The organism is Amycolatopsis pithecellobii (genome assembly GCF_009707865.1).
Lineage (GTDB): Bacteria > Actinomycetota > Actinomycetes > Mycobacteriales > Pseudonocardiaceae > Amycolatopsis_E > Amycolatopsis_E pithecellobii.
On sequence record NZ_WMBA01000060.1, the window covers coordinates 33,724 to 47,889 of the forward strand.

The 14,166-nt window shown below is 67.9% G+C and carries 10 protein-coding genes and 1 rRNA gene; 6 read left to right on the top strand and 5 right to left on the bottom strand.

Translation table 11 applies throughout. The features are described 5' to 3' along the window. The first annotated feature begins 19 nt into the window (after positions 1-19). Entirely contained in the window at positions 20-607 is a 588-nt protein-coding gene (locus GKO32_RS29740; RefSeq protein WP_154760218.1) for a DinB family protein, read from the top strand. Between the two features lie 537 nt (positions 608-1,144). Here GKO32_RS29740 and GKO32_RS29745 read toward each other — a convergent pair. The 3 genes from GKO32_RS29745 to secA2 form a co-directional block, all read right to left on the bottom strand. Continuing rightward, entirely contained in the window at positions 1,145-1,681 is a 537-nt protein-coding gene (locus tag GKO32_RS29745) for a methylated-DNA--[protein]-cysteine S-methyltransferase (RefSeq protein ID WP_154760219.1), read from the bottom strand. Positions 1,682-1,917: 236 nt separating this feature from the next. Next, a complete protein-coding gene (locus GKO32_RS29750) occupies positions 1,918-3,642 on the bottom strand; it encodes an NAD+ synthase (protein WP_154760220.1) in 1,725 nt (574 codons plus the stop codon). 61 nt (positions 3,643-3,703) lie between these two features. Next, positions 3,704-6,031, bottom strand: a complete 2,328-nt coding sequence (gene secA2 / locus GKO32_RS29755) for an accessory Sec system translocase SecA2 (protein WP_312868773.1) — start codon at positions 6,029-6,031, stop codon at positions 3,704-3,706. 143 nt (positions 6,032-6,174) lie between these two features. Here secA2 and GKO32_RS29760 point away from each other — a divergent pair, with 143 nt between their 5' ends. Together GKO32_RS29760 and GKO32_RS29765 are read left to right on the top strand one after the other, a co-directional pair. Continuing rightward, positions 6,175-7,734 (top strand): alpha/beta hydrolase, encoded by a 1,560-nt coding sequence (locus GKO32_RS29760; RefSeq protein ID WP_376766010.1) that lies wholly within the window; start codon positions 6,175-6,177, stop codon positions 7,732-7,734. Positions 7,735-7,756: 22 nt separating this feature from the next. Then, entirely contained in the window at positions 7,757-9,325 is a 1,569-nt protein-coding gene (locus GKO32_RS29765) for an alpha/beta hydrolase (protein WP_154760221.1), read from the top strand. Here the strand turns inward: GKO32_RS29765 and GKO32_RS29770 are convergent. Together GKO32_RS29770 and GKO32_RS29775 are read right to left on the bottom strand one after the other, a co-directional pair. After that, on the bottom strand, positions 9,322-10,023 hold the full coding sequence (locus GKO32_RS29770) for an LppX_LprAFG lipoprotein (protein WP_154760222.1): 702 nt from the start codon (positions 10,021-10,023) through the stop codon (positions 9,322-9,324). The two genes, GKO32_RS29765 and GKO32_RS29770, sit on opposite strands and share 4 nt — an antisense overlap. A gap of 23 nt (positions 10,024-10,046) precedes the next feature. Next, a complete protein-coding gene (locus tag GKO32_RS29775; protein ID WP_154760223.1) occupies positions 10,047-10,997 on the bottom strand; it encodes a GlxA family transcriptional regulator in 951 nt (316 codons plus the stop codon). Positions 10,998-11,085: 88 nt separating this feature from the next. Here GKO32_RS29775 and GKO32_RS29780 point away from each other — a divergent pair, with 88 nt between their 5' ends. The 3 genes from GKO32_RS29780 to GKO32_RS29790 all read left to right on the top strand — a co-directional run. Beyond that, positions 11,086-12,348 carry an MFS transporter gene (locus GKO32_RS29780; protein WP_246244925.1) on the top strand — a complete coding sequence of 421 codons (1,263 nt, stop codon included), beginning with the start codon at positions 11,086-11,088 and terminating at the stop codon, positions 12,346-12,348. A 9-nt stretch (positions 12,349-12,357) separates the two neighbouring features. Then, a complete protein-coding gene (gene glnA, locus GKO32_RS29785; RefSeq protein ID WP_154760225.1) occupies positions 12,358-13,701 on the top strand; it encodes a type I glutamate--ammonia ligase in 1,344 nt (447 codons plus the stop codon). A 387-nt stretch (positions 13,702-14,088) separates the two neighbouring features. Then, a 16S ribosomal RNA gene (locus GKO32_RS29790) occupies positions 14,089-14,166 on the top strand; the annotation flags it as partial.

Sequence of the window (14,166 nt, forward strand, 5' to 3'; positions counted from 1 at the left end):
CGAGAAAAAGGAGCACCCGATGTCCGGCAACGTTCGCCCTGTCCGTGATGAGCGCGATGGTTTGCTCGCTTACCTGGCACAGCAGCGTTATGTCCTGCGCCTCGCGGCGTACGGCCTGACGGATGAGCAGGCGCGGCTGGTGCCGACCCGCAGCGCGCTGAGCGTCGGTGGCCTGATCAAGCACGTCACGGCGACTGAGCGTGGCTGGATGGATACCCTGCTGCAACGGGAACCACCAGGGACGCTGGAGGAAAGAACGCGGAAGTACCAGGATGATTTCCGGTTGACCGAGGAGGAGACGCTGGCGGCGGTGATCGCGGACTACGAGCAGGCAGCACGCGAGACGGAAGAGATCGTCGCGGGCATCGCGGATCTGGGCCAGCCGGTCCCGGTGCCGAAAGGTGTGCCCTGGTTCCCACCTGATGTAAAGGCCTGGTCGGTCCGGTGGGTTTTGCTGCACCTGATCCAGGAAACGGCTCGCCACGCCGGCCATGCCGACATCATCAGGGAACACATCGACGGCGCCACAGCTTTCCCGCTGATGGCCGCGGCCGAGTCGTGGCCCGCGTCCCCCTGGCTCAAACCCTGGCAACCGAGCCCAAGCTGACCGGTTAGCGGCCCCCGCGTCGCGTCGCGCTTCTGGGCTTTGTGCCGGCCGCGCTTCTGTGCCGCCGCGATTCTGGGGCCGCCGCGCTTCGAGTGTGGCCGCACTTCTGGCGCGGTTGCGATTCGGGCCGGTTGTGCGGTCCAGGTGCCGCCACGTGTTCGTGTGCCCCGGTTCTGATTCCGTCGCACGCGATCCAGGAGTCGCCGTGCTTGTCATGTTGTTACGGCGCGCGTGCTGTCACGGGTAACGCCGTTGCGGTCACGGTGCCGTCGCCGTGTTGGTCCGGTCGCCCTTGTGTGCCGCCGCAGTTCTCGTGTCGTCACGGTTGGTGCCGCCGCTCTTCACGTGCTCTCGCCGCCGCGCCCACCGCGTCGCCATCGAGTCGGCCGCTCGCGCTGGCAGGTTCCCCGCTCCGCTACTGGGTCCGGTTCCTGCCTGCGTTCGATGTCGGTGATGGGTCGCGCTCGATACGCCCGCCACGACCAACAAGCGCCCGACTTGCGGAGCGCCACGCTGCGCTGCTCAGCCCCGGGTTGATCAGAAGAGTGTCGGCTCGTCGGCCCGGGCGCCTTCGATCACGAGCATTTTGCGCTTGGTCTCCACCCCACCGGGCGCGGAGAACCCGACCATCTTCCCGTCGGCGCCCAGCACCCGGTGGCACGGCACGACAATCGGAAAGGGGTTGCGTCCCAGCGCCCTTCCCACAGCCTGCGCCGACCCCGGCATCCCCAGCCGGCTGGCGACTTCACCGTAGGTGAGCGTCTTCCCCGGCGGGATGGTGCGCGCGATCTCGTACACCCGGCGATGAAACTCGGGCACACCGTCCAGGTCGAGCGGGACCGCCAGCAGATCCCGCGATTCTCCACGCAGCAACGCGACGATCTCCGCGATCGCCCACCGAACCGCCTCAGGCGGCTCGGTCTCGACAGCGTCGGGGAAGTTCGCCCGCAACCGCGCCCGCGTGGTTGTCGCGCTGCCCTCGGGCAGGCACACACTGACCACGCCACGCTCGCCCCAAGCGATACCGCAGTGCCCGATCGCGGTCTCGAACACCGCGAAGCCCGTGCCCGTCATAATCATCCCATTCTGCGCCGGTCAGCACCCTTCCGGCCAGCACCCGACCTGCAATAGCCGCGCCGCCCCGCGGCGCGGAGTCATGCCCCCGAAGCCGCGTCGGGTTCATCGCAGAGGCACTCGCCCGCCGAACCCGCCGCCCGCCAAAGCCGCACTGACCCGCGAACGGGATCCGCCTGCCGAAGCAGTACCCGCTCCCGAAAGTACGGATCCCAACGCCAGCCCCCCAAAAAAACTCAGTCCCGCTGCGCTCCTTCGCGCCAACCGTTCGTGATGGGCAGGCGGCGGTCCCGGCCGAAGGCCTTGAACGTGATCTTCGTGCCGATCGGGTACTGCCGCCGTTTGTACTCGGCTCGGTCGACCATCCGGATCACGCGGTCGATGGTCTCCGCGTCGAAACCGGCCGCCAGTAGGTCCGCATAGCCCCGGTCGCCCTCGACGTAATCGTCCAAAATATCGTCCAGCAGCGGATAATCCGGCAACGAATCGGTATCCAGCTGGCCCGGTCGCAGCTCCGCGGACGGCGGTTTCGTGATCGAGTTTTCCGGGATCGGCGGCGTCTCACCGCGCTTCTCCGCCTCCGCGTTCCGCCACCGCGCCAGCGCCCACACCTGCGTCTTGAACACGTCCTTGATCGGCGCGAACCCACCGACCGCGTCACCGTAGATCGTCGAGTATCCGACCGCCAGCTCGGTCTTGTTCCCCGTCGCCAGCACCAGGTGACCATCCAAATTGGACAGTGCCATGAGCAGCATGCCACGTACCCGCGCCTGGATGTTCTCCTCCGCGAGCCCGGTGAGGTTCAACTGGTCCACGTACACCCGCACCATGTCCTCGACCGGCTCGGTCCGGAAGTGGCATCCCAGCCGCCGCGCCAGTTCCGCCGCATCCGACCGGGAATGCTCCGACGAATACGCCGACGGCATCGAAACCCCGTACACCGCATCGGCCCCCAGCGCGTCCGCCGCGAGCGCCGCCGTCACCGCCGAGTCGATCCCGCCCGAAAACCCGAACGTCACCGAGCGGAACCCGTTCTTGCGCACATAGTCCCGCAGCCCGACGACAAGCGCCGACCACACCTCGGCCTCGTCCGACAGCGGTTCCGAAATCGGCGCGGCCAGCGGTTCGTACGCCGGCACCGGCTCCGAGGTCAACACCCGGCGCCGCACGGAAAGACCCTCGAAGGACCCCTCGGCGCTGTGCCCACCAGCCGGCAGGTCGAGGTCCACCACCAGCAGATGCTCGACGAACTGCGGCGCCCGCCCCAGCAGCGAACCGTCCGCGCCCACGACGATCGAGTCCCCGTCGAACACGAGATCGTCCTGACCGCCGACGAGATTGGTATAAACCAAGGGCGCACCGGCCTCGGCGGCGCGCCGGGCCACCAGTGGCAGCCGGATGTCGTCTTTGGACTGTTCGTACGGCGAGGCGTTCGGCGCCACCACCAGATCGACGCCCGCCTTGCCCAGCGCCGACACCGGCCCGCCGTCCTGCCAGATGTCCTCGCAGATCACCATGCCGATGTCGAGCCCGCGCAGCCGGACCACGTCGAGCGTCTGCCCGGCCTTGAAGTACCGATGCTCGTCGAACACGCCGTAGTTCGGCAGGTGGTGCTTGAACTGCCGCCCGACCACTTCGCCGCCGTACAACGCCGCTGCGGCGTCGCGCGGCCCCACGTCGTCAAGGTCGAGATATCCCAGATACACCAGCAGTTCGCCGCAGCCGGCCTCGTCGAGGCGCCGCGCCAGGTCGTCGACCGCCGCGCGGGAGGCCTGCGCGAACGTCGTTCGCAGCGTCAGGTCCTCGACGGGATAGCCGGTCAGCGACATCTCCGGGAACACCACGACCTGCGCACCCGCCTCGGCGGCTTTCCGTGCCCAGTCGACGTGCAGTTGTGCGTTGCCCTCGATGTCGCCCACCGTCGAGTTGATCTGGGCCAGCGCGATCCTCAGTTGCGGCATGCCCACATTCTTGCCCACCCGCGGGCGGTCCACACCAGAATGTGCCCAACGGCAATCGCGTTCAGTCGCGCCCGCGCTTGAGCACGCTGCGCACCTGTTTGAGGGTCTGCTCGAAGTCCGAGTCGAACGGGCTGTCGTGCACCAGGTACGTCCAGGTCGAGCTCGGCCGCCGTACACCCGAGGCCGACAGGTCGAGCGCGCCGTCGCTGATCTCGGCCTCTTCGAGCGTTTTCACCGAACGTTCCTCGAGCGCAGGAATGATCTTGTGGAATTCGGGGATCGCGAGCCGGTGGAACTCGTCAAGCGGTGTCTCGCGTGCGATCGCCCGCAGGTGGATGCTTTCCCGCACGTCGGTCAGGTACGCCAGGTGATCCGACCACAGCTCGTCCAGCTGGAACAGCATGATTTCGCGGCACACCTGTGCCAGCGCCTCGTCGTCGAGTTCTTCCGCGAGCTCGCCGAACCGTTTCGGTGCTGCGTCTTTCAACGTCGTGGCGGCAAGATCGGTCCGCAGCAGCTTGTCGCGATGCGCGAGCAGCTCGTTGCGCTGGTGCTCGATCAGCCGCGTGTACCGCCAGGTGTTGCGGTGGATTTCCAGGTGCACGCCCTCGGCGACCCGCTGCGCGTGGTTGATCTGCCGCTGCGCCGCGGAATCGGTGATCTCGCCGGTCTCTTCGTCGGCGCGGATGCCCTCGGGCACATCGGGCGCGTTCGACAGCACCAGCTCGTCGTTCAGCGAAGCGAAGAACACCGCACTGCCCGGGTCGCCCTGACGACCGGACCGCCCGCGCAGCTGCCCGTCCAGCCGGCTCGACGGGTACCGCGCGGTGCCGATGACGTGCAGGCCCCCGAGTTCGGCGACGCGTTCACGATCCTTGCCGTCCGCCCCGCCGAGCCGGATGTCCGTGCCACGGCCGGCCATCTGTGTCGACACGGTGACCGCGCCGTACGCGCCGGCCTCGGCGATGATCGCGGCCTCTTCGGCGTCGTTGCGTGCGTTGAGCACGACACACGGCAGATCGACCTTCGCGAGTTTTTCCGCCAGTTCTTCGGATTCGGCGACGTCCTGGGTGCCGACCAGGATCGGCCGTCCGGTCTCGTGTACCTCACGGATCTCCGCCTCGATCGCGCGCAGCTTTTGCGACGGCGAGGCGAAAATCCGGTCCGGCCGGTCCTCGCGGATGTTCGGCTTGTTCGGCGGGATCACCGCGACCTCGAGCTTGTAGAACTCCCGCAACTGCTCGGCGACCGCGACCGCCGTCCCGGTCATGCCCGCCACCAGCGGGTACCGCGCCATCAGCGCCTGCACGGTGATCGAGTCGAGGATCTCGCCGCGATCGGTCGCCTCCAGCTGTTCCTTCGCCTCGACCGCCGCCTGCAGACCGTCCGGCCACCGCTGCAGCTCGGCGATCCGCCCGCGCGAAGTGTTGATCAGATGGACCTTGCCGTCACGAACGATGTAGTCGACGTCGCGGGTCAGCAGCGCGTGCGCGTGCAGCGCCACGTTGACCGCCGCGAGCCGGTCGGAACCGGAGTCGCCGTACAGGTCGATCCCGCCGAGCGACTTCTCCACGACCGACGCGCCGGCCGTGGTGAGCCACGCGTTGCGGCCGTCGGAGTCGGTCTCGTAGTGCAGGCCCAGCCGCAGCCGACGGACCACGTTGGCGACTTCGACGTCGGCCTCCGCGTGGTCCACCGAACCCGCCATCACCAGCGGCACCCGTGCCTCGTCGACCAGCACCGAGTCCGCCTCGTCGATGATGGCGACTTCCGGTGCAGGTTGTGTGAGGTCTTCGACGCGGGTGACCAGCCGGTCGCGCAGCACGTCGAAACCGATCTCGCTGACGGCGCCGTAGGTGATCTCCTTCGCGTACGCCTCGCGCCGCTCGTCCCTGGTCAGCACCGGCTCGACCCAGCCGACGGACACACCGAGCAGGTCGTACACCGGTTTCATCCACTCCGCGTCGCGTCGCGCCAGGTAGTCGTTGACGGTCGTGACGTGCACTCGCTTGCCTTGCAGGGCGTACCCGGCGGCGGCCAGCGCGCCCGCAAGCGTTTTCCCCTCACCGGTCTCCATCTGCACGACATGCCCGGTGAGCAGGCCCATGGTGCCCAGCAGCTGGACGTCGAACGCGCGCTCGTCCAGCGCACGCCGCGCGGCCTCCCGGCCCAGCGCGCACACCTCGACGAGCTGGTCTTCGCCGAATTCGGCTTCCAGGCGCAGTTTCCCGGCGCGCTCGGTGAGCTCGGTGTCACTGAGCGCTTCCAGTTCGGCTTCGAGCTCGCCGATCGAGGGCAGCAACGCCTCGTACCTGGTCAGCTCGGCGCTGCCCGGCCGCTCGATGAGCCTGCGCAGGCGCTTGCCCATCCGGGTGATCAGTGCTGGCACCCTGGTCTCCTGTCTCGTTCTGCGATCGACCTGCCAACGAGGTGGTGGCCGTCCCGTGTTCCCCGTCAGGATGGCACGCTTACGTTGTGCCCTTCCTCCAGCGAGCCCGGTCGCGAACCGCGAGTGCAGCCGTCCTCACCGGTATCTGCCTGCTGACTCCGCTCGCCGCCTGCGCCTCGACGCATCCGAGCACCGCGCAACCACAGAGCGAGACGGAGCAGAAGGGACCGGCCGGTCCCGTCCCTGCTGGTCTGGACAAGTTCTACGCGCAGCCGTTGACCTGGGCCGACTGTGCACCCTACGCGACGTCCGACGACGCGAGATCCCTCTTTTCTAGCCAAGACCTGCAATGCGCGCGACTGACCGTGCCACTGGACTACGCCGCTCCGCAGGGGGACACCATCACCTTGGGGGTGTTGCGGCACAAGGCTTCGAACGACCGGATCGGCTCGCTCGTGCTCAACCCCGGCGGGCCGGGCGCGTCCGGCATGGTCGCCGCGGCATCCCTGGCGTCCCAGGTCTCGAACACCGAACTGGGCCAACGGTTCGACCTGGTCGGTTTCGATCCGCGGGGAATCGGCGCGAGCGAACCGGGGGTGACTTGCCTGACCGACGCCGAGCGTGACACCGAGCGTGCCGAGGACCTCGACACGGACGGTTCGCCCGCCGGGGTCGCCAAGCAGGAGGCGGAGGCCAAGGACTTCGCGGCCAAGTGCGCGCAGCGGACCCAGCACGGCACCGCGATGCTGGCCAACCTCGGCACCCGTGACGTGGCAAGGGACCTGGACGTCCTGCGCTCCGTCCTCGGCGAACAGAAACTGACCTATCTGGGCTATTCGTATGGCACCCGCATCGGCTCGACCTACGCCGAGGCGTTCCCGGGCAACGTCCGCGCGATGATCCTGGACGGCGCGCTCGACCCCAACCAGGACGAGACGGCGTCGCTTGTCGCGCAGGGCGCCGGCTTCGGCTTGGCGTTCAACCAGTTCGCCGCGTGGTGCGCCGCACGGCAGGACTGCGCGCTCGGCCGCAACGCCGCCGGCGCCACGAAAGCGTTCCAGAACCTCGTCCGCCCGTTGACGCAAAACCCGGTGCGGCTGAACGACGGTCGCGTGCTCACGTTCGACGACGCGACACTCGCCGCGATTCAGGCGCTGTACTCCCAGCAACTGTGGGAGTCGCTGAACACGGGTCTCAACGAGTTGCACCGGGGGACCGGCGCGACCCTGATGGCGCTCGCCGACCAGTACAACGAACGCGACAGCAGGGGGCACTACACGAACACGCAGGACGCGTTCACCGCAGTGCGCTGCGTCGACGACCCGCGGGTCACCGACAAGACCGAGATCCTCAACGCCGAGAACCTGTACGACCGGGTCGCGCCCTTCCTCGACGACGGCAGGTCCAACGGGGCGGCGCTCGACGCGTGCGCGTTCTGGCCGGTGCCCAACACTTCCCAGCCGCATGAGCCGAAGGTCGCCGGTCTCCCGCCGGTCCTCGTGATCTCGACGACAAAGGATCCGGCCACCCCGTACGAAGCGGGCGTGAACCTGGCGAAAGCGATGAACGGCGCACTGCTGACCTTCGAGGGCACGCAGCACACCGTTTTCCTGCAAGGAAATTCCTGCGTCGATCAGGCGGGCACCGACTATCTCGTGAAGGGGACACTCCCACCGTCCGGCAAACGCTGCGCCGGACAGTGACGAGACTGGCACGATGTGAGAGATGCCTTTCCGCCGCAGCCGGTTGCCGGCCGCGCTGGGCCTGGTGCTGTGCCTGCTGATCGCATGCACGCCGGACCAGGTTCCACCGCGACCGCAGCCTTCACCCGTGTCCGACGTCCACGTACTCGATCGGTTCTACGACCAGAAGCTCGCCTGGGGTGACTGCGCGCCATACGCGACGGAGGCACAGCAGCAGGACGCGTTCCGCGCCAAGGGTGTGGAGTGCGCGCGGTTGAGCGTGCCGCTGGATTATGCGCGGCCGCAAGGGAAAACGATCACAGTTGGCGTGCTTCGCCATCGCGCGGCCGACCAGCAGGACCGGATCGGTTCGCTCGTCATGAACCCGGGCGGCCCCGGTGGTTCGGGGATGGAGGCGGCGGCGCGGCTCGTGCCCGCGGTCGCGAACACGGCGATCGGGCTGCGGTTCGATCTCGTCGGGTTCGATCCACGCGGAGTCGGCGCGAGCCGGCCGCAGGTGCAGTGCCTGACCGACGCGGAACGCGACGCGGCGCGGGCGAAGCATCCCGGCGACGGCACCTCTGTGGAATCGGCCGCGGCGTGGGCGGCGGACGCGCAGGATTACACCGCGAAATGCGTGCAGCGCACGGAAAACGGCGCGGAGATGCTGGCCAACATCGGCACCCGGGACGTCGTGAAGGACCTCGACGTCCTGCGGGCCGCGTTGGGGGACCGCAAACTCAGCTATCTCGGTTACTCGTACGGCACGCAGATCGGTTACAGCTACGCGGAGGCCTTCCCGGCGAACGTCCGGGTCTTGTTGCTGGACGGCGCGATCGACCCGACCGAGGGCGAGATGCAGTCGCTCGTCGGCCAGGGCGCGGGTTTCGCGCGGGCTTTCGGGCTTTTCGCGGCCGAGTGCGCGAAGCACGCGGGGTGTGGTGTCGGCCCCGACCCGGCGAAGGCCGTTGCCACCTTTGAAGACCTGACCAGTCCGTTGCCGGCAACCCCGGCGCCGGCGGCGGGCGGTCGCAAGCTGTCCTACGACGACGCGATGACCGGTGTCGTCGAGGCGATGTACTCGCAGCAGTCCTGGCCGATTCTCAGCACCGCGCTGAACTTGTTGCGTGCCGGGGATGGGAGTCTGCTGCTCAAACTCGCCGACGACTACTACGAACGCGGCAGCGATGGCCGGTATTCGTCGCTGCAGGACGCCTACTATGCCGTCCGGTGCGTCGACAACCCGCAAGATCGTGACGCCGTCGCCGCGACTCACCAGCAGATGCTCGCGGCCGCGTCCTTCCTCGGTGGCGGGCGCCCGGACCAGGGCGAACCCGATATCTGTGCGTCCTGGCCGGTGCCGAGCACGTCCCGGCCGCACCGCCCGGTCGTGCCCGGGGTGCCGCAGCCGCTGGTGATCTCCACGGTCGACGACCCCGTCACCCCGTACCAGGCGGGGGTGAACCTCGCCGCCGAAATGAACGCCGGCCTGCTGACCTACGAAGGCGCGCAGCACACCGCATTCCTGCATGGGGACCGCTGCGTCGACGTCAACGGCCTCGCCTACCTCGTCGACGGGACACTGCCCCCGCCAGGCACCCGCTGCCCTTAGCCGGGTGGCGTCGTGGTCGGGGCCGGCGTGTTCAGCCCGGACAAGCCCAGCTCGAGCATCACGGCGCCCTCGTTCGGTTGCCGCGGCGGTACCTGCACCCACACCCGCACCAGCGTGTGCGGCTCGGCCCGGGTGACCCAGAACTTGACGTCCACATCGGACCAGATCTGCGGCAGCACCGTGGTGATGACCGCCTGGCTCAGCGTGCCGGTCACGCGGTAGGTCTCGACGCCCTTGACGTCTTCGCGCGTCTCCGTTTTCAGCCCGGTCGCGCTGGTCAGCAGTTTCGGCAGCCCGCGCCCGGCGGTGAGCAGCGTCGCCGGGTTGTACCCGGCGGGCGCCGGCTGCTGCGTGCGTATCCCATGCTGATCGGTCAGCACCAGCTGGTTCCCGCTGATCTCGTACCTGAGCTCGAAGCGGTTGGCCGACTCCTGCATGTCCGCCTGGCCGGTGGAGGTACCGGCGGGCCCGCCGTCGCGACTCGCCCAGCCGGTGACCTCGCGGACGTCGAGCCCGGGCACGCTGCCGCTGATGCTGAAGTCGTAGTGAAAGCTGCGTACGCCACCGAGCGTCGCGGCCGCGGCGTTGACCAGTTCGCCGGCGTCCGGCAGCGGACCGCGCGTGTCGGGCGAAGACGAGCAGCCACTGGCAACGGCCAGAATCAGCAGGAGCACACCCGCGGTGTGGCGCCGGAGCATGCCGAACACGGTAGCGGGGCCGGTCAGGTGCTCGAGAAGGTGCGCCGGTAGGCGAGCGGTGCGACGCCGATCGAGGCGTGCAGGTGCTGGCGTAACGACGCGGCCGTGCCGAGCCCGGACTCCGCGGCGACGCGGTCCACCGGCAGGTTCGTGGTCTCCAGCAGGTGACGCGCGTGCAGGACCCGTTGCTGGTTGAGCCAGGCGCGGGCGGACATCCCGGTTTCGGCGCGGAACCGGCGGCTGAACGTTCGCACGCTCATCCGCGCATGCTTCGCGAGCGAGTCCAGGTCGAGCGGTTCGCTGAGCCGTTCCAGTGCCCATGCGCGCGTGGCGGCGGTGCTGCCTTCCTCGGTGGGCAACGGCCGCTCGATGAACTGCGACTGGCCGCCGTCGCGCCATGGCGGCACGACGCAGTACCGCGCCGCCTGGTTCGCGACCGCGCTGCCGTGGTCGGAGCGGATCACATGCAGGCACAAGTCGACGCCCGCGGACAGCCCAGCCGACGTGAACACGTCCCCGTCGTCGGTGAACAGCACGTCCTCGTCCAACTTCACCTCGGGGTACAGGCGACGGAACTCCGCGGCGTGTGCCCAGTGGGTCGTCGCGCGGCGCCCGTCGAGAATTCCGGCGGCGGCGAGGACGAAGGCGCCGGTGCAGATGGACATCACGCGGGCGCGGGCGGGGATGAGCGCCAGCGCGTCCGCGAGCTTGCCGGACACCGTGCCTTGGTGACGGGGGCCGGTGGCGCGCGTGCCCGGGATGATCACCGTGTCGGCCTCGGCGAGTACCTCCGGCCCGTGGTCGAACCGGGCCTCGTAGCCGTAGCTGACCCGCACCGGCCGGTTGTCGATCCCGCAGATCCGCACGTCGTACAGCGCCCGCCCGTCCTTGCGCGCGCTGCGGAACACCTGCGGCGGGATGTTCAGGTCGTAGCCCACGACCTCGGAAACCGCGAGTACCACTATTCGGTGCATGGCCGGATTCTTTCACATATTGGCGCTTCGGCCACTCGATCAACGTCGTGAAATCTCGCAAGCTGGCCGGGTGACAACTCGAACGGGGATGCACCGTGCCTGGCTGGTGGCGTTCGCCGCCTTCGTCGCGCTCGTCGGAGCGGCCGGTTTCCGCGCCGCGCCGAGCGTGCTCATCGATCCATTGCACGAGGAATTCGGCTGGTCCACCGCCATGATCTCGTCCGCGGTCTCGATCAACCTCCTGCTCTATGGCCTGACCGCGCCGTTCGCCGCGGCGCTCATGGAACGGCTCGGCATGCGCCGGGTCGCCGTCGGCGCGCTGCTGCTGGTCGCCGCGGGCAGTGGGCTGACCGTGTTCATGACCGCGAGCTGGCAACTGTTGTTGTGCTGGGGCGTGCTCGTCGGCACCGGCACGGGGTCGATGGCCCTTGCGTTCGTGGCCACGGTGACGGGTCGCTGGTTCGTCCGGCACCGCGGGCTGGTGAGCGGTGTGCTCACCGCGGCGGGCGCGGCCGGTCAGCTGGTGTTCTTGCCGGTCATCGCGATGCTCGCGATGGATCGCGGCTGGCGCTCCGCGTCGCTTCTGGTCGCCGGTGGCGCACTCGTGGTGGTGCCGATCGTGCTGATCCTGCTGCGTGACCATCCCAGCGAAGTCGGCACGACGGCATATGGCACGACCGAACCGGAGGAGAAGCCGCCGCCGTCCCGCGGCAGTGCCGCCCGCGCGCTGACCGCACTGCGTGACGCCGCGAAGACCCGCGTTTTCTGGTTGCTGGCAGGCGGTTTCGCGATCTGCGGGGCATCGACCAACGGCCTCGTCGGCACACATTTCGTGCCCGCTGCGCATGAACACGGTATGCCGCCCACGACCGCGGCTTCACTGCTCGCGCTGGTGGGGCTCTTCGACGTCGCGGGCACCATCGCGTCGGGCTGGTTCACCGACCGCGTCGACCCGCGCCGGCTCCTGGCCGGTTACTACTTCCTGCGCGGAATCTCGCTTTTGCTGCTGCCGCACCTGTTCGCGCCGACGACCGAGCCGCCGATGTGGGCGTTCATCATCTTCTACGGTCTGGACTGGGTGGCCACCGTGCCGCCGACGGTCGCGTTGTGCCGCGAGCGGTTCGGCATGAGCGGTCCGATCGTCTTCGGCTGGGTGTTCGCCTCGCACCAGATCGGCGCGTCGATCGCCGCGTACGGCGCCGGCCTCATCCATGACCGGCTGGGCAGCTACGACCTGGCCTGGTATCTCGCCGGCGGGCTGTGTGGCCTCGCCACCCTGTTCTCGATCGCGATTCCCTCCGTCGGGGCACGGAGAGAACCAGGAAACATGGCGTTAACAAGGCGCGCATAGGGTGCGTCCATGGATCGCCAGCAGGAGTTCGTGCTGCGCACGTTGGAAGAGCGGGACATCCGGTTCGTTCGGCTGTGGTTCACCGACGTTCTGGGGTTTCTCAAGTCGGTGGCGGTCGCCCCCGCGGAGCTCGAGGGCGCGTTTTCGGACGGGATCGGGTTCGACGGATCGGCCATCGAAGGCTTCGCGCGCGTCTACGAATCGGACATGATCGCCAAGCCCGACCCGGCCACGTTCCAGGTGCTGCCGTGGGAAACGGAGGAAGGCGGGCACTACTCGGCACGCATGTTCTGCGATATCGCGATGCCCGACGGCTCGCCGTCGTGGGCCGATCCGCGGCATGTGCTGCGCCGCCAGCTGTCCAAGGCCGGTGAGGCGGGTTTCACCTGCTACGTGCATCCGGAGATCGAGTTCTTCCTGTTGTCCAAGCTGACCGAGGACGGGACCGAACCCGAGCCCGCGGACAACGGCGGGTACTTCGACCAAGCCAGCCACGCGACCGCGACGCACTTCCGGCGGCATGCGATCGAAACGCTCGAGGCGATGGGCATCTCGGTCGAGTTCTCCCACCACGAGAACGCGCCCGGTCAGCAGGAGATCGACCTGAGGTACGCCGATGCGCTGACGATGGCGGACAACGTGATGACGTTCCGCTACGTCATCAAGGAGGTCGCGCTCACCCAGGGCGTGCGAGCCACGTTCATGCCGAAGCCGTTCACCGCGCAGCCGGGTTCGGGCATGCACACCCACGTCTCCCTGTTCGAGGGGGACCGCAACGCCTTCCACAATCCCGAGGACCCGTTCGAGCTTTCGGAGACGGGCAAGGCGTTCGTCGCCGGTCTGCTGCACCACGCGCGGGAGATCTCGGCGGTCACCAATCAATGGGTCAACTCCTACAAACGGCTGATCAGCGGCGGAGAAGCCCCGACGACCGTGTCATGGGGCCGTGCCAACCGTTCGGCGCTGGTGCGGGTGCCCAACTATTCGCCGGGAAAGGCGTCCTCGCGCCGGGTCGAAATCCGCACGATCGACTCGGCGTGCAACCCGTACTTGACGTATTCGGTAGTGCTCGCCGCTGGGCTCAAGGGGATCGAGAAGGGCTACGAGCTGCCGCCGCCCGCCGAGGACAACATCTGGTCGCTGACCGACGCCGAGCGCAAGGCGGCCGGGTACGAGCAACTGCCGCAGAACCTCGGTGAGGCGCTGGCGGAGATGGAGCGTTCCGAGCTGTTGCCCGAAGCACTCGGCGAGCACGTCTACGACTTCTTCCTCCGCAACAAGCGAGTGGAGTGGGACAACTACCGCAGCTCGGTCACGCCGTACGAGCTGAAGACCTTGCTTCCGGTGCTCTGACCAGGCGTTTCACCGTTAGTGGACCCCCCTGTTCGCAAGGGGTTCCGGCCTGTGTAATCTTTTCTTCGTCGCCAGGAACACCGAGCGGACGGGGCCCAAAACCCCGGCTGACGGGGCCAGGGTCGGGCGGTTGACACCGCGAACCGAACCCGGTAATGTACTGCGACGGCCCCGAAGTGGAGCCGCCAACCACCACTACGATTCAGTAGCGGTAGAGGCAGCCCTTCTTGGGGAAACACAAAGCTTTAAAAAAGAAATGCAGAAACAGCTGCGTGTTGTTTGAGAACTCAACAGTGTGCTAGTGAACTAAGCCAGTAGAGCTTTTGTTTTGAACCCCTTTTTTGTGGGTTCCTTTGAGATTGATTTTCGAGTCGATCGAACTTGTCATTGTTGGAGAGTTTGATCCTGGCTCAGGACGAACGCTGGCGGCGTGCTTAACACATGCAAGTCGAACGCTGATCCGGT